Annotated in this window: 19 protein-coding genes and 1 riboswitch; of the genes, 8 read left to right on the top strand and 11 right to left on the bottom strand. The window is 48.3% G+C overall.

Annotated features, from left to right (window positions below; all coding sequences use genetic code 11):
* Position 1: 1 nt before the first annotated feature.
* The 3 genes from JK154_RS01845 (at position 2) to mntP (ending at position 2457) form a co-directional block, all read left to right on the top strand.
* Entirely contained in the window at positions 2-856 is an 855-nt protein-coding gene (locus JK154_RS01845) for a PTS mannose transporter subunit IID (protein WP_211990770.1), read from the top strand.
* 190 nt (positions 857-1046) lie between these two features.
* A complete protein-coding gene (locus tag JK154_RS01840; protein WP_211990769.1) occupies positions 1047-1505 on the top strand; it encodes a DUF986 family protein in 459 nt (152 codons plus the stop codon).
* A 194-nt stretch (positions 1506-1699) separates the two neighbouring features.
* A riboswitch (yybP-ykoY riboswitch) is annotated at positions 1700-1884 on the top strand.
* A gap of 6 nt (positions 1885-1890) precedes the next feature.
* Positions 1891-2457, top strand: a complete 567-nt coding sequence (mntP, locus tag JK154_RS01835; protein WP_211990768.1) for a manganese efflux pump MntP — start codon at positions 1891-1893, stop codon at positions 2455-2457.
* On the opposite strand, the gene rlmA is transcribed toward mntP, so the two are convergent.
* The 5 genes from rlmA to JK154_RS01810 form a co-directional block, all read right to left on the bottom strand.
* On the bottom strand, positions 2442-3266 hold the full coding sequence (gene rlmA / locus JK154_RS01830) for a 23S rRNA (guanine(745)-N(1))-methyltransferase (RefSeq protein WP_211990767.1): 825 nt from the start codon (positions 3264-3266) through the stop codon (positions 2442-2444). The genes mntP and rlmA overlap by 16 nt on opposite strands.
* A gap of 464 nt (positions 3267-3730) precedes the next feature.
* Positions 3731-3940, bottom strand: a complete 210-nt coding sequence (gene cspE, locus JK154_RS01825) for a transcription antiterminator/RNA stability regulator CspE (protein ID WP_001062678.1) — start codon at positions 3938-3940, stop codon at positions 3731-3733.
* A 12-nt stretch (positions 3941-3952) separates the two neighbouring features.
* Positions 3953-4096 (bottom strand): DUF2627 domain-containing protein, encoded by a 144-nt coding sequence (locus tag JK154_RS01820; protein ID WP_211990938.1) that lies wholly within the window; start codon positions 4094-4096, stop codon positions 3953-3955.
* A 706-nt stretch (positions 4097-4802) separates the two neighbouring features.
* Complete coding sequence (locus JK154_RS01815) at positions 4803-5093, bottom strand: YebO family protein (protein ID WP_211990766.1); 291 nt, start codon at positions 5091-5093, stop codon at positions 4803-4805.
* A 56-nt stretch (positions 5094-5149) separates the two neighbouring features.
* The gene (locus JK154_RS01810) at positions 5150-5293 is read right to left on the bottom strand and encodes a PhoP/PhoQ regulator MgrB (RefSeq protein WP_211990765.1); all 144 of its coding nucleotides are present in this window, start codon (positions 5291-5293) and stop codon (positions 5150-5152) included.
* Positions 5294-6164: 871 nt separating this feature from the next.
* On the opposite strand from JK154_RS01810, the gene JK154_RS01805 reads away from it, so the two are divergent.
* Complete coding sequence (locus tag JK154_RS01805; RefSeq protein WP_211990764.1) at positions 6165-7538, top strand: MFS transporter; 1374 nt, start codon at positions 6165-6167, stop codon at positions 7536-7538.
* Between the two features lie 47 nt (positions 7539-7585).
* Here JK154_RS01805 and htpX read toward each other — a convergent pair whose 3' ends face one another.
* The 4 genes from htpX to JK154_RS01785 all read right to left on the bottom strand — a co-directional run bounded on the left by htpX (position 7586) and on the right by JK154_RS01785 (position 12095).
* On the bottom strand, positions 7586-8467 hold the full coding sequence (gene htpX, locus JK154_RS01800) for a protease HtpX (protein ID WP_211990763.1): 882 nt from the start codon (positions 8465-8467) through the stop codon (positions 7586-7588).
* Positions 8468-8729: 262 nt separating this feature from the next.
* The gene (gene prc / locus JK154_RS01795; protein WP_211990762.1) at positions 8730-10778 is read right to left on the bottom strand and encodes a carboxy terminal-processing peptidase; all 2049 of its coding nucleotides are present in this window, start codon (positions 10776-10778) and stop codon (positions 8730-8732) included.
* A 20-nt stretch (positions 10779-10798) separates the two neighbouring features.
* Complete coding sequence (gene proQ, locus JK154_RS01790; RefSeq protein WP_211990761.1) at positions 10799-11503, bottom strand: RNA chaperone ProQ; 705 nt, start codon at positions 11501-11503, stop codon at positions 10799-10801.
* A gap of 103 nt (positions 11504-11606) precedes the next feature.
* Complete coding sequence (locus JK154_RS01785) at positions 11607-12095, bottom strand: GAF domain-containing protein (RefSeq protein WP_211990760.1); 489 nt, start codon at positions 12093-12095, stop codon at positions 11607-11609.
* A 144-nt stretch (positions 12096-12239) separates the two neighbouring features.
* Here JK154_RS01785 and yebS point away from each other — a divergent pair, with 144 nt between their 5' ends.
* The 4 genes from yebS (at position 12240) to JK154_RS01765 (ending at position 17904) form a co-directional block, all read left to right on the top strand.
* Entirely contained in the window at positions 12240-13496 is a 1257-nt protein-coding gene (yebS, locus tag JK154_RS01780; protein ID WP_211990759.1) for a membrane integrity lipid transport subunit YebS, read from the top strand.
* A complete protein-coding gene (locus JK154_RS01775; protein ID WP_211990758.1) occupies positions 13453-16086 on the top strand; it encodes a PqiB family protein in 2634 nt (877 codons plus the stop codon). The genes yebS and JK154_RS01775 overlap by 44 nt, the downstream gene beginning before the upstream one ends.
* Positions 16087-16157: 71 nt before the next feature.
* Positions 16158-17603 (top strand): 16S rRNA (cytosine(1407)-C(5))-methyltransferase RsmF, encoded by a 1446-nt coding sequence (gene rsmF / locus JK154_RS01770; protein ID WP_211990757.1) that lies wholly within the window; start codon positions 16158-16160, stop codon positions 17601-17603.
* A 109-nt stretch (positions 17604-17712) separates the two neighbouring features.
* Positions 17713-17904 carry a YebW family protein gene (locus tag JK154_RS01765; protein WP_211990756.1) on the top strand — a complete coding sequence of 64 codons (192 nt, stop codon included), beginning with the start codon at positions 17713-17715 and terminating at the stop codon, positions 17902-17904.
* A gap of 48 nt (positions 17905-17952) precedes the next feature.
* Here the strand turns inward: JK154_RS01765 and JK154_RS01760 are convergent, their stop codons facing one another.
* Both JK154_RS01760 and JK154_RS01755 read right to left on the bottom strand, forming a co-directional pair.
* Positions 17953-18480 (bottom strand): GNAT family N-acetyltransferase, encoded by a 528-nt coding sequence (locus JK154_RS01760; RefSeq protein WP_211990755.1) that lies wholly within the window; start codon positions 18478-18480, stop codon positions 17953-17955.
* A 21-nt stretch (positions 18481-18501) separates the two neighbouring features.
* Positions 18502-19746, bottom strand: a complete 1245-nt coding sequence (locus JK154_RS01755; protein ID WP_211990754.1) for an MFS transporter — start codon at positions 19744-19746, stop codon at positions 18502-18504.
* Positions 19747-19768: the final 22 nt, after the last annotated feature.

Here is a 19768-nt window from a genome sequence, read left to right as displayed (position 1 = left end):
AATGGTTGATATCACTACTAAATTGGCAACTGAAAAGAAACTGACACCCAGTGACGTTCGTGGCGTATTCATGCGTTCAAACCTTTTCCAGGGTTCATGGAACTTTGAACGTATGCAGGCCCTTGGCTTCTGTTACTGCATGGTTCCGGCAATCAAACGCCTGTACCCTGAAAATAATGACGAACGTCGTCAGGCAATTAAACGTCATCTGGAATTCTTTAACACACACCCTTATGTGGCAGCCCCCGTTCTTGGTGTCACACTGGCGATGGAAGAACAGCGTTCTAACGGAGCCCCCATTGATGATGCCGCAATAAACGGCCTTAAAGTGGGTCTGATGGGTCCCCTGGCCGGGGTCGGTGATCCTATATTCTGGGGCACGGTTCGTCCGGTATTTGCAGCACTTGGTGCGGGTATCGCAATGAGTGGAAGCCTGCTCGGCCCTTTGCTGTTTTTTGTCTTGTTCAACATTGTACGTCTGTTAACGCTCTATTACGGTGTCTCCTATGGATACCAAAAAGGTGTCGATATCGTTAAGGATATGGGCGGCGGCTTTCTGCAAAAACTGACGGAAGGGGCGTCCATTCTCGGCTTGTTTGTCATGGGAGCCCTGGTCAACAAATGGACACATGTGGATATACCACTGGTCGTGTCAACGATTACGGATCAAAATGGTACCGTCCACGTCACCACTGTACAAACAATCCTTGACCAGTTGATGCCCGGAGTGGTGCCGCTATTACTGACCTTCGGTTGTATGTGGCTGCTACGTAAGAAAGTGAATGCCCTTTGGATTATTATGGGGTTCTTCGTGCTGGGTATTGTTGGCTATGCCATTGGCCTGCTCGGCGTGTGATTACGCTGTCTCCCGGGGGCAGTTATTGCCCCTGAACTGACTGAATAACAGAGGGAAAAAACCACGTTTTTTCCCTCTTGTTCATTTCCGTACCCTGTCCTTTCATCGTGCTGCGTCAGCCAAAGGTTGTATACCGCCTTGAACAAAGGCTTATGGGGCGTAAAAGGCGTATTTTTCTGGCAGGAAAACTATGACATTAACCGATTTTGTCTTGATTTTGTTTATCGTGTTGCTATTGGTTTGGGCGATTTATGATGAGTGCATCATGGATAAGCGTCATGGAAAGACGCTGCTACGCATCACATTACTGCGCCGTAACCGCATTGATGGTTCTATTTTTATCTTTCTGATTGGTATTCTTATTTATAACAATATCACCACTCAGGGTACGCTGTTAACCACATGGTTACTTTGTGCACTGATATTGCTGGCTGTTTATATCTCGTGGATAAGAAAACCCAAATTATTACTTAAATCTGAGGGGCTATTCTTCGCCAATGTGTGGGTGAAATATGACCGGATACAGGCGATGAATTTATCTGAGGACGGTGTTTTAGTTATCCAGTTAGAAAAAAGACGCTTGCTTGTTCGGGTCAGGAATATTGATGATCTTGAGAAAATCTATAAGGTAATGGTTACAAATCAATGATTTAAAATATAGCATAGTCTATATTCAAGCTGTTTCTTCAGCGGGGATATATAGACGATGCTATATTTCACCCAAGCCTTATCGCATATTTAACCTGAATTCAATAAATGAATTAAAATGCCCCCACGACACGGTGAACTCACCATAAAATAAATAGCAATGATTGTTTTATCGCAGATAAATATGTTAAGGTTGCGCCCGTTAGTGGGGAGTAGCCGATTTCCTTTTATGGAAATGTACATGTCAACATACTCGTTTCAGCCGTTTGGTAATGAAACGTGGCATGTACGCCTCAGCATTCTGAGTAGGCGAGACCATAGGCGCACACCATCGTAAGTTGGGGATGGCTGTCGTGCATATGGATATTCCCAACTGAGGTTGTTTTATGAATTTCTCCGCCACTATTCTGCTTGCCTTCGGTATGTCGATGGATGCTTTTGCTGCCTCCATTGGTAAAGGTGCCGCCCTCCACAAGCCTAAATTTTCTGAAGCGTTACGCACAGGCCTCATCTTTGGTGCGATTGAAACACTCACTCCGTTAATCGGCTGGGGGTTAGGCTATCTGGCCAATGAAGTGATCATCGCCTGGAACAACTGGATCGCATTTATTCTTTTGGTATTCCTCGGCAGCAGAATGGTGATTGCAGGTTTTCGCCACACCCCGGAAGAAGCGGTAACGAAAATTCATCGTCACGGATTCTGGTTACTGGTAACGACAGCCATCGCCACCAGTCTTGATGCTATGGCTGTCGGGGTGGGTCTTGCCTTCCTGCAAGTGAATATCATCGAGACGGCACTCGCCATAGGCTGTGCAACCGCAATCATGTCAACCCTGGGATTGATGATTGGCCGCTTTATTGGCCCGCTCCTGGGTAAGCGTGCAGAAATTCTCGGCGGCCTGGTGCTGATAGGTATTGGCTGTGAAATTATCTATAGCTATTTAACCGCCTGACGTTCAGTAATGGGCTCTGCACGTTTCTCCCATACACGAACAACAAAATCGGTTTCACAAACAAATAACGCTGACTGTTCAAGCTGCTGCCAGACCTCCTGGCGTGCACGCCAGGCAAAGGGGGTCATCTGTAATAATGTTGCAGCTTGATTCCCGGTTAACTCCATCGTCCATGCGGGCTGTAAGGTCTGCTTAAGCTCAAAATGGGGCATGTCTTCCAGTTCCTCATGATGTAACTCTGCATGGGAGTAGATCAGTTCTTTAAACTGCAACAGGTGCCGTGGGCCAGGCGTTGCGGTGATAACCACCCCGCCAGGTTTCACAACACGAGCCAGTTCGGTTGCATTACAGGGGGCAAAAATTCTTACAATGGCATCCATGCTATTATCGGCAAAAGGCAGACGCTGGCTGGAAGCAACACAAAAATGTGCATTGCGATAGCGTTTAGCGGCATAACGTATTGCAATTTTAGAGACATCCAGCCCATAAGACTCCCGGGCTATTTCCCCAAATGTTCCCGTGTAATACCCTTCCCCGCATCCAATATCCAGCAACGTTTGCACTGATAATGATGCCAGCACCTGGCTGATAGTGTCCCGCAGGGGCTGATAATGACCTGCGTCGAGAAAAGCACGACGGGCCTGGATCATTTCCCCATTGTCACCGGGTTCTTTAGAACGTTTATGTTGTACCGGTAATAAATTGAGATACCCCTCTTTGGCAACATCAAACTGATGTCCGTTGATACAACGGTAGCTATTTGTAACCTGCAATAATGGGGAATGGCATAAGGGACAAAGCCAGGACATCAGAAACTCCGGAAATCACAAAGAGGCCAAGTGTAACGCTGAATGTTCTCAGCGTAAAATACTACTCTTCTCTGATAGCAACAGACGATTATTTTCCGTCACGGTGGGGACAATCACAAACCTGATTAATGCAGTGAAAATGAACATATCCTGAATGACAGATAATACAATAGCTCTTGTATACAATTATCACTATCAGTCACCGCCCTCTTTGTGACCAATAAAAGAGAGGATATATTATTCCTTATTAAAGGTGATGAATTGAATGTGTCATAGGATATTTTTATGATTTCAATATTTTTGTAATAATTCATCAGGTGACGTATAAAGTTTAATCAAATTTTATTGCCTGCAGGCAGCCAGATTTGACTAAATAAATGTGATGATCGTTGAGGGCATAAAAGAAAAAAACCCCGATAAACGGGGTTTTTATCCTGACTCTGGACATTAGACCAAAGCAGTAATTAGATAGCAGTAACGTTTACTGCAGCAGGACCTTTCTGGCCGTCCTGAATTTCAAACTCAACGTTTTGGCCTTCAGCCAGGGTTTTGAAGCCATTGCCCTGGATTGCAGAAAAGTGTACGAATACATCCTTGCTACCATCAGCTGGAGTAATGAAGCCAAAACCTTTGGATTCGTTGAACCACTTAACTTGACCTTTAATCTTTGCCATTTTGCAAATTCCTTAGAGTGTTTTCTTCGCCCGCAGGCATACTATAGATAAAACAGAGATATTACTGCATGAGGCACTCATATAATGCTCGGCAGAGAAGCGGTATTCAACGACAACGTTTTTACTCAGAACTTCTTTACTGAAAATGCCATACATAACCAGAAGTGTACCCCGTTCAACCCAATGTGTTATCACATACAACGTTGATAATGGCAAGCCATTTTTAAACATGTATCGATCTGATGCACAAACTCATAAAAATAAGTGATTGATTTAGACAATAACTCATTTTATTTGAGTAAATGTTTACCAAATTCTGCTGTAGAAAACTATTCAAACAACAAACTCCGGCAACAATGTAACGATAGCTTAACGCATTGTTTTCGTCTAGAAAAAGACGAAATTAAATCAATTTAAAATTCGATATCTTTATGTTAATAAACTCTTACCTAAGACGAAAACAGACTAAACAGAGCCCGGACTATTCTGTTGTATCATTTATCACCAATAGAATTAGCTTATACAAACTACATAATATATTTTTTAAAATAAAAGAGTGTCACATTTTTTTGCAGAATTAATAGTACCGCCCTTCACATATCCCTGTTATATACCCAACACTGTTTGAGCCGCCGGGAGCGCCAGTACCCCCACAATATAACAAGATACGGGGGCATGATAACCTCAAAGAGCACCTTCCCTTAAGTTAAATATTCTTCTGTATTCAGCAAAGGGCAATAGCGTTCAGGTGATTTAATCCGTCCCCCCTGTTTATCACCTGACTTAACAGGTGATTTCAACATAAAGCTCGGGAGAAATTCTTCCTATTATTTCCCGCAAAAACGACAACCCCTGTCGGGATTTAACGTTCAGCGATCATGCCCACCAGATCACTATCATCACGATCCTGGGGCACTTCCTGTTTTTTTTCTACAATGGTATCCGGTTCGTTGGCCTCACACAGGCGACGCAGCAGGCTGTTCTGCCTTTTTTGCAGGTCAATGAGCTGCTCTAATAACGCGATCTGCTCGCTGGCTCGCACACTGGCACGATTGATAAAAAACCATAGTACGGCGACCAGCAGCAATACTCCCCCTGACACAACCAGTGACAGGATATTGATGGCACCGGGTAGCCACTCAAATGCATTCATCTTAACCACCTCATTAAAAAACCCATTCTACACCTGAGGTGAGAAGAGAAAAATCGCTACCAGGGAATAAATTTGTTGATGGTACAAGCACCGGTGAAAAAGGAGACATCCTGATCACACATTACATTAACCGTCTGAATCCACAACAGCAAACTGCCTGTCAATATGACAAAGACCAGTATCCATCTGTACTTTTTCACAACCGACTCCGAATTAATAGGGGCGATGAAACAACACGTCATACCCTGCCTGGCGTGGCTATGAGCCTGACTATCGAGCATGCTCTGTGAGCATTTCGATGCTTCAGTAACGTTTACACATAAAAACTATTAAGCGTATTATTTTGCGAAAATGCAACAGAAGCAACTCTGTCGTATCGTTAATCCTTCCTGCGCAGCAGATTTGGTCAGGCGGCAAGTCAGGTATGTGGGCCTGCAACCGCAATAACTCACTGATCAGGGGGCTGGAAAGGCGATGCTCAACCACCATGCTGGCCAAAAACAGGCACCGCAACACAACCCGGCTTCCTGTTCTTGGTTATCTTCAGCATCCTCTGATTATGGGTATGACTTAACACCGGAAATAAAGCATCGGTGCTGGTAAGGGTATGCTCAGTTTCTGGAACAGAATTTACTGTTGCAAAGCTCTCTTTAACATCCTGAGGGTAACGCTATGCCAGCAGTACTTTACCAATAACCCTGCTGCACAGGAGCCCTGTCAGGGAATACATCTGCAGGCTATGCATCAAGTCTGTCTTGTGAATATAAACAATACTCCCCCTCTTCGAGGGGCCCCAAATGAATGATCCCCCGCACTTATCCAAGTACGTACCGAAGACCAAAAACGTCCAGTACTGAAGGGACAGGATCGGGCGGTTTATCCGGGTAAGCCACTGCCTCTTATCACCCCTACTGCCTGTATTTTATACAAATACGAAGCTATTTTTATTATAAAAGTCAGTTACTAGCATCGAAATAAATCGGTTATTTACACCTCAAAATAGACGACATTTTTCTGACACTTTGATGGTAAACTGGTGGCTATTGTTTGCTCACAAAGAATCCGTTAAATATGGTCAAAACTGCGCCAGATGGCTTACCCACGCCACAACGTTATGGAGCCATTGTTACAATCGGTCTGGGGATCACCATCGCGGTACTGGACGGTGCAATAGCCAATGTTGCACTCCCCTCTATTGCTCATGATCTTCATTCGACGCCGGCAGAGTCTATATGGATAGTTAATGCTTACCAGATTGCGATTATCGCCTCCTTGCTGTCATTCTCTTTCCTGGGGGATATTTTTGGGCATCGTCGGGTATATCAGTGCGGGTTAGCCGTTTTCTGCGCCACGTCGATACTCTGCGCGCTCTCCACTACCTTATCCATGATGACGATCGCCCGTATTATGCAGGGCCTCGGGGGAGCGGCACTGATGAGCGTAAATACGGCGCTGATCCGGCTTATTTATCCCCAAAGCCTCCTCGGCAGAGGAATGGGGATTAACTCATTTGTCGTTGCCGTGTCTTCAGCCGCCGGGCCTACCGTGGCTGCCGTGATCCTTGCTTATGGTTCATGGCACTGGTTATTCTTGATTAATGTTCCCATCGCCCTGGTGGCATTGATTATCTCCCTGCGCTATCTCCCGCCCAATAATGTCGCCACCTCCCGCCAGCGGTTTGATATCCCCAGCGCACTGATGAATGCCGCAACCTTTGGTTTATTAATTACCGCCATCAGTAGCTTCTCGCAAGGGCAATCCCATGGGATTGTTGCCGCTGAAGTGGTCGCCTTCCTGATTATTGGCTACTTCTTTGTACGCCGGCAGTTAACACTCCCGGTTCCCTTGCTGCCTATTGATTTGCTGCGTATCCCTATTTTTTCGTTATCCATGGCGACTTCCGTCTGTTCTTTTGCCGCACAGATGCTGGCATTCGTCTCACTGCCATTTTTTTTGCAAAACGGTCTTGGGCGTAGTGAAGTCGATACCGGGTTATTACTCACACCCTGGCCACTGGCAACCATGGTCATGGCACCGCTTGCCGGGTACTTAATTGGTCGGGTCAATTCGGGGCTGATGGGCTCCGTTGGAATGCTGGCCATGGCCGTGGGCCTGCTTTCTCTTGCCATATTGCCAGCCCAGCCCAGCGATGCAGAAATTATCTGGCGAATGGCACTCTGTGGTGCTGGGTTCGGGCTGTTTCAGTCACCCAATAACCACACGATTATCTCTTCTGCACCTCAGGGGCGCAGTGGTGGTGCCAGTGGTATGCTCGGCACGGCCCGTTTACTGGGCCAAAGTAGCGGAGCCGCCCTGGTCGCCCTGCTCTTCAACCTGTTTGTCCACAATGGGACCCATGCTTCTTTGATCCTGGCGGGGATTTTTTCTGTGCTGGCAGCCATAGTCAGTGGCCTGCGTATGAATGAGTCGAAAAAAACGGCATAAAAAAAGCGCGCCCTGGGGCGCGCCTGACTGACATTCACTTAACGAGATTATTTCAGATATTCACCTGAACGTAATGCTTCGATACGTTTATCCAGTGGTGGGTGAGTCATAAATAGCTCACTCATTGATTTTGCTTTGCCATTAATGCAAAACGCCATCATGCTACTCGCTTCCTGCGGCTCATAGCTGGTTTTCAGACGCTGCAACGCAGCAATCATCTTCTCACGCCCCACGAGTTTGGCCGATCCTGCATCCGCGTGGAATTCACGGTGACGGGAGAACCACATGGTGATAATACTCGCGAGGATACCAAACACCAGCTCCAGAACGGTTGCGACAGCAAAATAAATTAACGGGTTACCGTTACTGTTTTCACTGTCATCACGATTGCCTGACAGGAAGCCAGAAACTATCTGAGCGATAATACGGGAAATAAAGATAACAAAGGTGTTCACTATTCCCTGTACCAGCGTCATCGTCACCATATCGCCGTTAGCGACATGACTGATCTCATGAGCGATAACGGCCTCAGCCTCATCGCGGTTCATGTTTTGTAGCAGCCCGGTACTGACCGCGACCAGGGAAGCATCTCGACGCGCGCCGGTTGCAAAGGCGTTAATATCTGGCGCATGGTAAATCGCAACCTGGGGCATGGCTATACCCACTTGCTGTGACTGATGACGAACCGTGTCCATCAACCAGCGTTCAGTTTCATTACGTGGCTGTTCAATGACTTCGCCCCCCACGGAACGCAACGCCATCCACTTTGACATGAGTAATGAAACAATAGAGCCGCCGAAACCAAACAGCAGCGCCATGATCATCAAGCCCTGCACACTACTGGACTGGATACCCGTCAGACTCAGAACCAGCCCAAAAACCAACATCACTGCAAGGTTGGTCAACAAAAAAAGACCGATACGCATCATAATTCTCTTTTACCTCGGTTAAAAATACGCATTCTATACGCTACCCCTCATCCTAGGGGCACGCCGCCTATTTTCAAGCATCAAAGCTCGCCAACTCATTAATAATACATAACTTTACACTCTGTAATCATTTCTCTAACAGGGAATAAGAAAAGCAGACTCACAGAACACTGCCGCAATCATCAAACGATGTTTAAAAAGGCTGGCAGAAACAAGGATGGGATAAAAAAATAGCAGGCCCCTTGTGGGGCCTGCTAACTGATCAGTTTGATGCTTTCGGCTGATCAGCGGCACTCTTTTGCTCGACATTGGCAAGGTCGAGTGCAATGTTTACCGTTTCATCTAGGTAAGGATCAGGATCCTGATAAGTTTTCGGTAAGTCTTCCAATTTTTTGATCGCCGGTTTACCCGCACGTTTTAAACGGTCATTAATGCGTGATAATCGTGTCGCATCATCTTCCTGGCTCTCTTTTTCACGTTGAGCAAAATTAAGGGAGACAATACTACGCTTATCTTTCAATGCATTAATGCGTTCAATATCTTTGGCGATATACTGAAACTCAGGGTCTTTCGCAATACGCTGTTCATGTCTTTTCAGTAGTTGCGGTTCAAACTGGGTGATATCCCCGGTTTTATTATACGACGCCGCTTTAATACTATCCCAAGGGAGGGCATTGTCCTCAAATTGCTCACCGGTTTCAATTTGCTGATGTCCTGTTGGCATCAGGATATCTGGTGTGACCCCTTTACGTTGAGTACTCCCCCCGTTAATACGGTAGAACTTTTGGATAGTATATTGCACTGATCCCAGTGCTGGCCAATCCGGGCTTAACATCTGATCATAGATACGGTTGAGCGAACGGTACTGCTGAACCGTACCCTTACCAAAGGTCGGTTCACCGACCACTAATGCCCGGCCATAGTCCTGCATTGCGGCAGCAAATATTTCCGAAGCAGAGGCACTAAAACGATCCACCAGGACAACCAGTGGCCCGTTATAATAGACGACACCGTCCGTATCACTGTCTTCACGTATCCGCCCATTGTTATCCCGTACCTGAACCACCGGCCCACTAGGAATAAACAACCCCGATAACGCTACTGCTTCAGTCAGTGCACCACCGCCATTGGAACGTAAATCAATAATCACGCTCTTTACGTTCTCTTTTTCCAGTTTTTGCAACTGGACTTTAACATCGTCCGTTAAGCCAACGTAGAAGCCAGGAATATCCAGGACACCGACTTTTTCATTGCCAACAGTCTTAATCGACATTTTAACGGCCCGGTCTTCAAGGCGAATACGTTCCCGGGTTAATGTAACAATACGTGTTTTTGCCCCTTTACCGGCAGGCAAAATTTCCAGCCGGACTTTACTGCCTTTTGGCCCTTTGATTAAGGCAACGACATCGTCCAGACGCCAGCCAATGACATCAACCATGCCCTTACCGGCCTGACCAATACCCACTATTTTGTCCCCTACGGCAATGGCTTTGCTTTTTGCCGCCGGGCCGCCCGGTACCATGGAGTTAATCACGGTATAGTCATCATCCATTTGTAATACCGCGCCAATCCCTTCCAGGGAGAGACTCATTTCGGTATTAAACTGCTCGGTATTACGCGGAGAAAGATAGTTAGTATGGGGATCAATTTCGCGTGCAAAAGCCGTCATAGCTAAAGTGAATACATCCTCGCTATTACTTTGAGCCAGACGACGGATCGCAAACTGATAACGCTTTTTAAGCGTTTCACGAATTTCCTGATCTGTTTTACCGGTCAGCTTCAGGCTTAATTCATCAAATTTAACTTTTGCATCCCATAGTTTGTCCAGTTCAGCCACACTGGTTGGCCATGAGGCCTTACTACGGTCAAGGTTAATGGTATCGCTACCGGTGAAGTCCATAGGTTTTTCAAGGACTTTGAGTGCATATTGATAACGCTCAAAACGACGTTTTTGTGCCAGATTGTAAAGGTCATAAAAAATCGTCAATTTTCCAGAGCGCAGTTCATCACCCAGTTCAGCTTTTTTATTGGCAAATTCAGCCACATCACTGGCTAACAGTACATTGTGACTGTAATCAAGCAGGTTCAGATAACGATCAAATATCTTAGCCGAAAAATCAGCGTTCAGATCAAACTGGCGATAGTGAGAGCGGGTGAACCTGGATGTCACTCGCTCACTCACTGTGGAGTGCTGATGCTCTTCCTTTAACTGCGGAATTTGATCAGCACGCGTAATATCTGTCAACGCCATGGCGCTGCCTGCCACAAAGAGCAGGCAAGCAACAGCCGTAAGCTTAAAGAGTTTGTTCATGCCTGGACCAGGCCTCCGTTTCAGAACTGTAAGTGTTCTGCGCGTACGATCATTGCCATACCAGAAGTCAGCTGTACACGGACGCCATCTTTGGTAATTTCCAGAACAGTTGCGCCCATTGCGTTGTTACCCGCTTTGACTTTAATTGTCTGTCCAACCTGTAGTACTGATAGATCAGTCACCGGGGTGAGCGTCTCTTCACGCACGACTTTATCGGCGGTCTTTTCTGCTGGTTTGCGACTTGGTCTATCTGCACGCGCTTTACGCTCAGTACCTTCCTGACGACGTGCCGGCGCGGGCTGAGGTTTACGTTTACGACGCGGGGCTTCTTCTGTTACCCCTGCGGCAGCGGCTGCCTCACGTTTTTTCGCTTGCTGTTCAGCACGTTTCGCCTGAACACGTGCTTTCGCTTCTTCAAGCTGGGCACGTGCATGTTCAACATGCTGTTCATCCAGCTCACCGCAAGCCTGACCATCGAGGTCAACGCGAATTGCCCCCGCTTTGATACCATGTAAATAGCGCCAGCTTGAAGTGTAAAGACGCAATGCGGAGCGCAGCTGCGTTTTACTGAGGCTCAATTCACCGTCAACACGGGCTACCAAATCCTGAAAGATACCTATCTTTAAAGGACGTGCTTCGCCTTCGGCACTAAAACAGAGCGGGAAACGCTCGGCCAGAAAAGCGATAACTTCTTTGCTGCTATTCAACTTAGGTTGATTTTCCATGAAATTTCCTGATTACACCGGAATTGCCAATTAGCGCAGGCATGAACAGGCCACATTATAATGACGCTCTCGCTAAATGCCACGTGATCCGTTGTTTATCATGCTATAAGGAGACGATTTTTTTAAAATCGGTGCTATTCAGTACTTCTGACAGCCGTCCGACAAGCGCTTTGAGGCCATTTTCGTCCTCTTCGGTAAACCGACCGTACTGAGTACTGTCAATATCCAGCACTCCAATAATCTGTCCCCCCGCCGTGACTGGCAGAACAATCTCTGAATTACTGGCAGCATCACAAGCAATATGCCCGTCAAATGCATGGACATCCTCAACGCGCTGTATCGATCCGGTGGCGATGGCTGTTCCACACACACCTTTGCCGACAGGAATGCGTACACAAGCTATTTTGCCCTGAAAAGGCCCAAGCACCAGTGAACTGCCGTCAAGAAGATAAAAACCTGCCCAGTTGACCTCTTCCAGACGTTCAAACAGCAAAGCACTGGTATTCGCCAGGACAGCCAGAACGCTGGTTTCACCGGTCATCAATGCACTAAAATCACGGTGTAAATCCGCGTAGAATTGCTCTTTACTCATTACTCAACCATTTTCATATCAACAATAATTGTGGCACCCACTCAATTAAGCATTATATGCGCCACACGACAAGGTGTATCATTTTATAAAAAATATCCGATGGGATAAATAAAACCTATCGCAGCTTGATGGGGATGACAACAGATGAAAATAAAGAACGTTAGACAAATATTGCCATCGACATGCTATCAACGCTGCCCTGAATGCGATGAGTTGTATCTGCTTCCCCCTGTGACTGCAAGGCAAAATGCCTATTGCCCCCGCTGTGATGCCCGGGTGCGTAATGGACGGGACTGGTCGTTAACCCGTCTGGGAGCCATGGCGATTGCTATGCTGCTACTGATGCCCGTCGCCTTTACAGAGCCCTTGTTAAGTATCTATATGCTGGGCTCCCGCATTGATGCCAGCTTATGGCAAGGGATTTGGCAGATGGCCATTGAAGGAAACACCATTACTGCCGGAATGGTCATGTTTTGCCTGATAGGAGCACCATTAATCCTGGTATGCGCCATTGCCTATCTCTGGCTGGGGAATATTTTAGGCATGAACTTGCGCCCGGTACTGTTGATGCTTAACCGTCTCAAAGAGTGGGTAATGCTCGATATTTATCTGGTAGGGATTGGTGTCGCTTCCATTAAAGTCAGCGATTATGCCTTCATCACGCCTGGATATGGTCTTATTGCCTTCTCCGCTTTGGTGATATTGAGCTTACTCACGCTGATTCATCTTAATGTTGAGCAGCTCTGGCGGCGTTTTTATCCACGTCGACGTTGCCAGGCAAATGCCTCGCAATTACGTGTGTGTCTCGGCTGCCACTTCACCACAGTACCGGACGATCGGGGCCGCTGTTCACGCTGCCACTCCCCCTTACCAGTGCGACGCCCATTAAGTTTGCAAAAGACCTGGGCGGCACTGATTGCCTCTTTTATTTTTTTGCTGCCTGCTAATCTGCTGCCTATCTCGATTCTTTACGTCAATGGCACACGTCAGGAGGACACCATTATCTCTGGTATCATCACCCTGGCTAATACCAATATTGCCATTGCCGCCATCGTATTTGTTGCCAGTATTTTAGTACCATTTACGAAAATTATTGTTCTGGTTACGCTGTTACTCAGTATTCATTTAAACTGTGGTCCAGGGTTAAAGACGCGGATGAAGCTATTACGCTTTGTCACTTGGATCGGTCGCTGGTCGATGCTGGATTTGTTTGTTATTGCATTAATGATGTCATTGATTAATCGTGACTTATTACTCGCTTTCACGATGGGACCTGCTGCCGTTTATTTTGGTGCAGCGGTGATATTAACTCTGCTTGCTGTCGAATGGCTGGACAGTCGACTGCTTTGGGATGTACATGCCTCAGGAAACCCCCGCTTCTGTGAAAGAAGCACGGATTAAAACCAAACGCCGAATCTCACCATTTTGGCTGCTGCCCTTTATTGCCTTGCTCATTGGTGGCTGGTTAATGTGGACCACCTATCAAGAAAACGGCGGGACGGTAACCATCGACTTCACTTCCGCGAACGGTATTGTTGCGGGCAGAACTCCTGTACGTTATCAGGGGGTGGAAGTGGGAATGGTAAAAAGTATCAGCCTGGATGACGATTTACGAAAAATTGAAGTGAAAGTCAGTATCAAAAACGATATGAAAGATGCACTCCGCCAGGATACCCAGTTCTGGCTGGTGACGCCGAAGGCCTCTTTGGCCGGTGTTTCAGGGCTTGATGCACTGGTTGGCGGTAACTATATCGGTATGATGCCTGGGGAAGGCGAACCTCAGAATCACTTTACAGCCCTGGATACGCAGCCCAAATATCGCCTGGATAACGGTGAGCTTTTGATTCACCTCACGGCGCCGGATCTTGGATCTCTGAATAGCGGCTCACTGGTTTATTACCGGAAGATTCCCGTCGGGCGGGTCTATGATTATGAAATCGACAACAGCAAACAAGGGGTGAATATTGACGTTTTAATTGACCGTCGCTTTGCCAGTCTTGTCAAATCCAGTAGTCGCTTCTGGAATGTTTCCGGGGTGAAGGCTGATGTGAGCCTGAGCGGAGCCCAGGTTCAGCTTGAGAGTCTGGCGGCCCTGGTGAATGGCGCCATCGCTTTTGATTCCCCTGATAATGGCCAGCAAGCCAGCAGTAATGCGAATTTTACCCTATTTGAAGACCTTGCTCATAGCCAGCGCGGTGTCAATATTACCCTGACCCTGCCCGGGGGAAATGGCCTTCGTGCCGGGTCAACTAAACTGATGTACCAGGGACTGGAGGTGGGCTCCCTGACACGAATGACGCTGAATCCTGACAGTTCCGTTACCGGGGATGTGGTCGTCGACCCGGGCGTGGTGGATTTAATGCGCAGCGGGACTAAGATAATTTTACAACAGCCCAAAATTTCATTAAATAATCCGAGTATCAGCCGCCTGCTTACCGGTAATACCCTGGAGTTAATACCCGGTGAGGGTGAGCCACAGCAGCATTTTACCGTGTTACCCAGCGCCCAGAGTCCATTACAACAACCGGACGTACTGACACTGACACTTAATGCCCCTGAAAGCTACGGTATTGATGTCGGTCAGCCAGTTATTTTGCATGGCGTACAAGTGGGGCAAGTGACTGAGCGCACCCTGTCAGGACAAGGGGTAAGTTTTGCTATCGCTATCGCGCCTGAGTATCGATCCCTGATTCAGGGGGACAGCAAGTTCGTGGTGAATAGCCGGTTTGATTTAAAAGTGGGGGTCGACGGTGTTGAAATGCTGGGGGCCAGCGCCAGTGAATGGTTATCGGGAGGCATTCGTGTTCTTCCCGGTGACAAGGGAGTGGTCAAGTCAAACTATCCTCTGTTCGCTAATCTGGACAAAGCACGTGAAAATAGCCTCACACCACAGCCCACAACCACACTGACGCTTATCGCCACTAGCCTGCCGGATATTCAGAACGGTTCGGTCGTTCTGTACCGCAAGTTTGAGGTGGGCAAGATTACCAACGTCCGCCCACTGGCTGACAATTTCGAGATAAATGTTCATATAAAACCTGAATATCGCCATTTATTGACCCCCGGGAGTGTCTTTTGGGCCGAGGGCGGCGCGAAGGTACAAATCAATGGCAGTGGCCTGAGTGTTCAGGCAGTTCCCTTATCCCGAGCCTTAAAAGGTGCCATTAGCTTTGACAATATCAAAGGGGTGGGTGAAGGCGCTGTTAAAGGGGGAAAACGCATCCTGTTCGCGTCTGAAACAGCCGCCCGAGCAGTAGGGAGTCAAATCCTGTTGCGGACGTTTGACGCAGGTAAGCTTTCCGTGGGGATGCCTATTCGTTATCTGGGTATTAATATCGGCCAACTGGAATCAATGGATCTGTCCGCCACCCGTAAAGAAGTGGTCGCCAAAGGGGTGCTGTACCCGGAATATGTGACCACCTTTGCAAAAGCAGGTACCCGTTTTTCCGTGGTGACGCCGCAGATTTCTGCCGCTGGTGTCGAGAATCTCGATACCATTATTCAGCCTTATATCAATGTTGAACCCGGCCAGGGCAGTGCACAGCGTGATTTTGAACTGCAGGCTGCCACCATCAGTGACTCTCGCTATGCGGATGGCCTGAGTGTGGTGCTGGAAGTTCCTGAGGCGGGTTCCTTGAATATTGGTACACCGGTACTGTTCCGGGGTATTGAGGTGGGCATTGTCACGGGTATGAAACTGGGTGACCTCTCTGACCGGGTATTGGTAAACCTGCGAATCAGTACCCGTTATCAGCATCTGGTGCGTGACAGCTCTGTCTTCTGGATGGCATCGGGTTACACTCTTGATTTCGGCCTGATTGGCGGCGTGGTGAAAACTGGCACCTTTAATCAGTTTATTCGTGGCGGGATAGCCTTTGCCACACCACCAGGTACCCCGCTCGCCCCTAAAGCCAGAGCAGGAAAACACTTCCTGCTGGAGCAAAATGAACCCAAAGACTGGCGTGAGTGGGGCGCCGCCCTGCCCCGTTAACTCAAGCCAGGCTGCGTGATGCACCAGGCTTGTGCTAAACTGCGCCCCTTATTCTTTCCGGGGGCGCTTTTATGGCTCAGTCCAGTTCTGCTTATTTACCACAACCTTTTCTAGATATGATCAGCGAGGCTATGCCCGCTCCCCTGACTCTGGAGAGTTTTATTGCTGCCTGTCGCCGCCCATTGCGGCGCAGTTTACGCGTCAATACACTCAAAATTTCTGTCAGTGATTTTCTTACTCTGGTTGCCCCCTATGGCTGGCATCTGACGCCGGTTCCCTGGTGTGCAGAAGGTTTCTGGATTGAACGTGACGACGAAATCCTGCCATTGGGGAGTACTGCCGAGCATTTGAGCGGTTTGTTCTACATTCAGGAAGCCAGCTCCATGCTGCCAGTAAGCGCGCTATTCAGTGAGCAAGATATCCCCCTGCGCGTAATGGACATGGCTGCTGCTCCCGGTTCTAAAACGACACAAATTGCGGCACGGATGGGTAATCAAGGTGCAATTCTGGCAAATGAGTATTCCGCCAGCCGGGTCAAAGTCCTGCACGCAAATATCAGCCGTTGCGGTATCAGTAACGTTGCTCTGACCCACTTTGACGGCCGGGTATTTGGTGCTGCGGTGCCAGAAAGTTTTGATGCGGTGCTACTCGACGCGCCTTGTTCAGGTGAAGGCGTGGTACGCAAAGATCCTGACGCACTGCGTAACTGGTCACTGGAAAGTACCCAAACCATCGCCCAAACCCAAAGGGAATTAATCGATAGTGCGTTTCACGCCCTGCGTCCTGGTGGCACCCTGATCTACTCAACCTGCACCCTGAACCCGGCTGAAAATCAGCACGTCTGTTTGTGGTTACAGCAACAATACCCCGACGCGGTAGAGATAGTCCCCCTGGGCGCACTTTTTCCTGAAGCAGAAAAGGCTCTGACACCTGAAGGTTTTTTACATGTCTTCCCACAGGCGTATGACTGTGAAGGTTTTTTTGTTGCCAGATTACGTAAAACCGCTTCAGTGACGCCGTTGCCCAAACCCAGTTATAAACTGGGGAAATTCCCGTTCACTCCGCTGAACGGTGCCCAGGTGCAGCAGCTGAAGAATGCAGCAACACAGTCAGGCTTGCAGTTTGGCGACAACCTTACGCTATGGCAACGGGATAAAGAAATCTGGTTGTTTCCCAAGGAGATAGTCCCCCTGCTTACGGCGGTGCGTTTCTCACGGACAGGATTAAAACTGGCTGAACAGCATAATAAAGGTTTCCGCTGGCAACATGAGGCGGTGATTGCACTGGCACCAGGTGTTGGCCCATTGTGCTTCCCACTCAGCGCCACAGAAGCCGAGAGCTGGTATCGCGGCCAGGATATTTATCCCGACACCCCCATCCCCCGGGATGAGGTGATTGTGACCTTCCAGGAACAGCCACTGGGTCTGGCCCGGAAAATAGGCTCCCGGCTTAAAAATAGCTATCCCCGCGAACTGGTTCGTGACGGAAAATTATTTAGCTCTGTGATGCCGGTTTAAAAAATTATTCTTTTTTGCTTGTAATCCACGCGGTTGCGACCAGGCTAAAGGTAGACACCACGGCTGGTCGTCATTTTCTGCGTCTTACCCCAGCAACAGAGGGATGATAATGTTTGCCTTGGTTATTTTTGTTTGTTATCTGCAGGGGGGTTGCAACGATTATATCGTTGAAATCCTCCCCACTGAGGAACAGTGCCTGGCGGTGATGGAAGAACAACGCATTCGCCGCGGTGGCTGTTATCCTCTGGACGAAGTACATGACAACTTTTGGCTACCGGCTCAGGAATTTGCGGACTTTTAAGATCCAGCGCCTGGCGGGAGTGCCAAAAGAAGCGTGAAGGATCACGGTTCAGACTACGGGCGGACGAACCATCATACGGACAGCTTTATTATGGTAGTCCGCATAGTGTATGAACTGAAATCCCATTTTTTCCGCCAGATGGATGGAGGGCACGTTATCATCATCAATAATGCAACAGACTGGCGCCCCGAAAGTCGAGTCTGACCATTCCAGAACTGCGGTTAATGCTTCACTGGCATAGCCCTTCCCACAGGCAGCAGGCAACAAAACCCAGCCTGCTTCCTGGTACTCAAGCGCTGGTGTGATATTCCGCTTTTGGTCCTGTAGCCCTATGGTGCCGACAAACTGCCCACTCTCTTTTTCACATATGGCCCAATAGCCATACCCCATCACCTGCCAGTGACCAATATACCGTAGCAGACGGCCCCAGCTAACCTCAGGATCATGGGGTGTTCCCCCCATATATTTTACCGTTTCAGCGTTCGCCCAAGAGGCTGCCAACGAATCAAAATCATTGAGCGTTAGATGGCGTAATACTAAACGCGCCGTTTCCAGGGTTGGTGCCTGAGTAAGCATAACTTGTTCCTTGCATAATCCTTATTGAAGACGTTGCTGAATACCAGCACGCGCTAAAAAGATAATTGTCGCCAGCAGTACGCTGAAAAAGAGTGTCCCCATAAATACGCCTGAGCCAGTTAAGGTCAGCAGTACACCACCAATTAAAGGACCAATGGCAATTCCCAGAGTCTGGAGCGATGAAGCCCCCATATAGGCCCCTCGATGCTCTGCCGGTGCGAGCTGATCCAGCAAAATATTGAGATTGGGCATCAGAATCGCTTCCCCGACACTGAATACCACCGTGACGCTGAACCATAATACCGGGTCAGTATTCCCTATCGAGAAAAAGCCCAGCTGGGCAATCGCAAAAATAGCACTACCGAGTAAGATACGCTGGGGCAGTGCAATCGGTGCCAGCCAGCGAACTAAGAAAATTTGTGCCACCAGCACGGTGCTGGCATTGGTCACCAGAATCAGCGTGATTAACGGCACGGCGGCTTGTGCATCCAGAGTCATTAAATACAGTGGCACCACAGCTTCATAATGCACAAAGACGATGGAGCATAAAATACTGCACAGCAACGCCGCAACAAACAGTTTATCCCGTGCGATGATCAGCATCACTTGACGCAGAGGAACAGCGGGCTCCGCATCCTGCTGCGTCGTGGATACTCTGCCCTTAGGTAAAAACAGCAGTAGCCAGATGAGGAAAGGTAAATAACTCAACGCGGTGATCAGAAAGGTTCCTTTCTGGGATGTTAATCCCCAGGCGATACCCACCAGGGGGCCGGTCACCGCACCAAGGTTAATCAAGTAATAACGTATTTGCAGGGCAAGGGCTCGACGGCGTTTATCCCCGAGTAAATCGCTCATTAATGCGCGCATGGGCGGATCGACCCAGGCAAAACAGACCCCCACCGTCAGCAGCCCCGCTATAAAGACCCCCATGTTACTGGCAAGTGCCAGTAAGGCATAACCAACAAAAGAAAAAGCACAACCGAGGGATAAGATACCCCGCCGTCCCAGACTATCGGAGATTTTCCCCCCATAAATGCCCAGGACTACCGCCAGTACAGCACTGCCAGTCATCGCGACGCCAATGGTAATCGGTGACATGAGATAGTCACGGGTCATGATGATGCCAAGAAAAGGCCAGGCCATAAAATAACTGAAACGAATAACCAGGGTAAAGAATAGCAACATCACCACCGTCGCCGGGAAAGTTTTTAACATCTGGAAAAGGGTTGGAGTCCCCACACTGGCGCGGGCAGATTCACTGCTCATAGGCTATCCCATTATTAATTAA

Origin of the sequence: Citrobacter sp. JGM124 (assembly GCF_018257795.1) — a bacterium.
GTDB lineage: Bacteria > Pseudomonadota > Gammaproteobacteria > Enterobacterales > Enterobacteriaceae > JGM124.
Note: the sequence above shows the minus strand (reverse complement) of the source record. Positions and strands in the feature narration are given on the sequence as shown.

What these genes read in the sequence shown, in the direction of transcription:
- JK154_RS01845 (WP_211990770.1), top strand. Translation starts at nt 2, where the DNA reads ATGGTTGATATCACTACTAAATTGGCAACTGAAAAGAAACTGACACCC.
- JK154_RS01840 (WP_211990769.1), top strand. Translation starts at nt 1,047, where the DNA reads ATGACATTAACCGATTTTGTCTTGATTTTGTTTATCGTGTTGCTATTG.
- mntP (WP_211990768.1), top strand. Translation starts at nt 1,891, where the DNA reads ATGAATTTCTCCGCCACTATTCTGCTTGCCTTCGGTATGTCGATGGAT.
- rlmA (WP_211990767.1), bottom strand. Translation starts at nt 3,266, where the DNA reads ATGTCCTGGCTTTGTCCCTTATGCCATTCCCCATTATTGCAGGTTACA.
- cspE (WP_001062678.1), bottom strand. Translation starts at nt 3,940, where the DNA reads ATGGCAAAGATTAAAGGTCAAGTTAAGTGGTTCAACGAATCCAAAGGT.
- JK154_RS01820 (WP_211990938.1), bottom strand. Translation starts at nt 4,096, where the DNA reads ATGTATGGCATTTTCAGTAAAGAAGTTCTGAGTAAAAACGTTGTCGTT.
- JK154_RS01815 (WP_211990766.1), bottom strand. Translation starts at nt 5,093, where the DNA reads ATGAATGCATTTGAGTGGCTACCCGGTGCCATCAATATCCTGTCACTG.
- JK154_RS01805 (WP_211990764.1), top strand. Translation starts at nt 6,165, where the DNA reads ATGGTCAAAACTGCGCCAGATGGCTTACCCACGCCACAACGTTATGGA.
- htpX (WP_211990763.1), bottom strand. Translation starts at nt 8,467, where the DNA reads ATGATGCGTATCGGTCTTTTTTTGTTGACCAACCTTGCAGTGATGTTG.
- prc (WP_211990762.1), bottom strand. Translation starts at nt 10,778, where the DNA reads ATGAACAAACTCTTTAAGCTTACGGCTGTTGCTTGCCTGCTCTTTGTG.
- proQ (WP_211990761.1), bottom strand. Translation starts at nt 11,503, where the DNA reads ATGGAAAATCAACCTAAGTTGAATAGCAGCAAAGAAGTTATCGCTTTT.
- JK154_RS01785 (WP_211990760.1), bottom strand. Translation starts at nt 12,095, where the DNA reads ATGAGTAAAGAGCAATTCTACGCGGATTTACACCGTGATTTTAGTGCA.
- yebS (WP_211990759.1), top strand. Translation starts at nt 12,240, where the DNA reads ATGAAAATAAAGAACGTTAGACAAATATTGCCATCGACATGCTATCAA.
- JK154_RS01775 (WP_211990758.1), top strand. Translation starts at nt 13,453, where the DNA reads ATGCCTCAGGAAACCCCCGCTTCTGTGAAAGAAGCACGGATTAAAACC.
- rsmF (WP_211990757.1), top strand. Translation starts at nt 16,158, where the DNA reads ATGGCTCAGTCCAGTTCTGCTTATTTACCACAACCTTTTCTAGATATG.
- JK154_RS01765 (WP_211990756.1), top strand. Translation starts at nt 17,713, where the DNA reads ATGTTTGCCTTGGTTATTTTTGTTTGTTATCTGCAGGGGGGTTGCAAC.
- JK154_RS01760 (WP_211990755.1), bottom strand. Translation starts at nt 18,480, where the DNA reads ATGCTTACTCAGGCACCAACCCTGGAAACGGCGCGTTTAGTATTACGC.
- JK154_RS01755 (WP_211990754.1), bottom strand. Translation starts at nt 19,746, where the DNA reads ATGAGCAGTGAATCTGCCCGCGCCAGTGTGGGGACTCCAACCCTTTTC.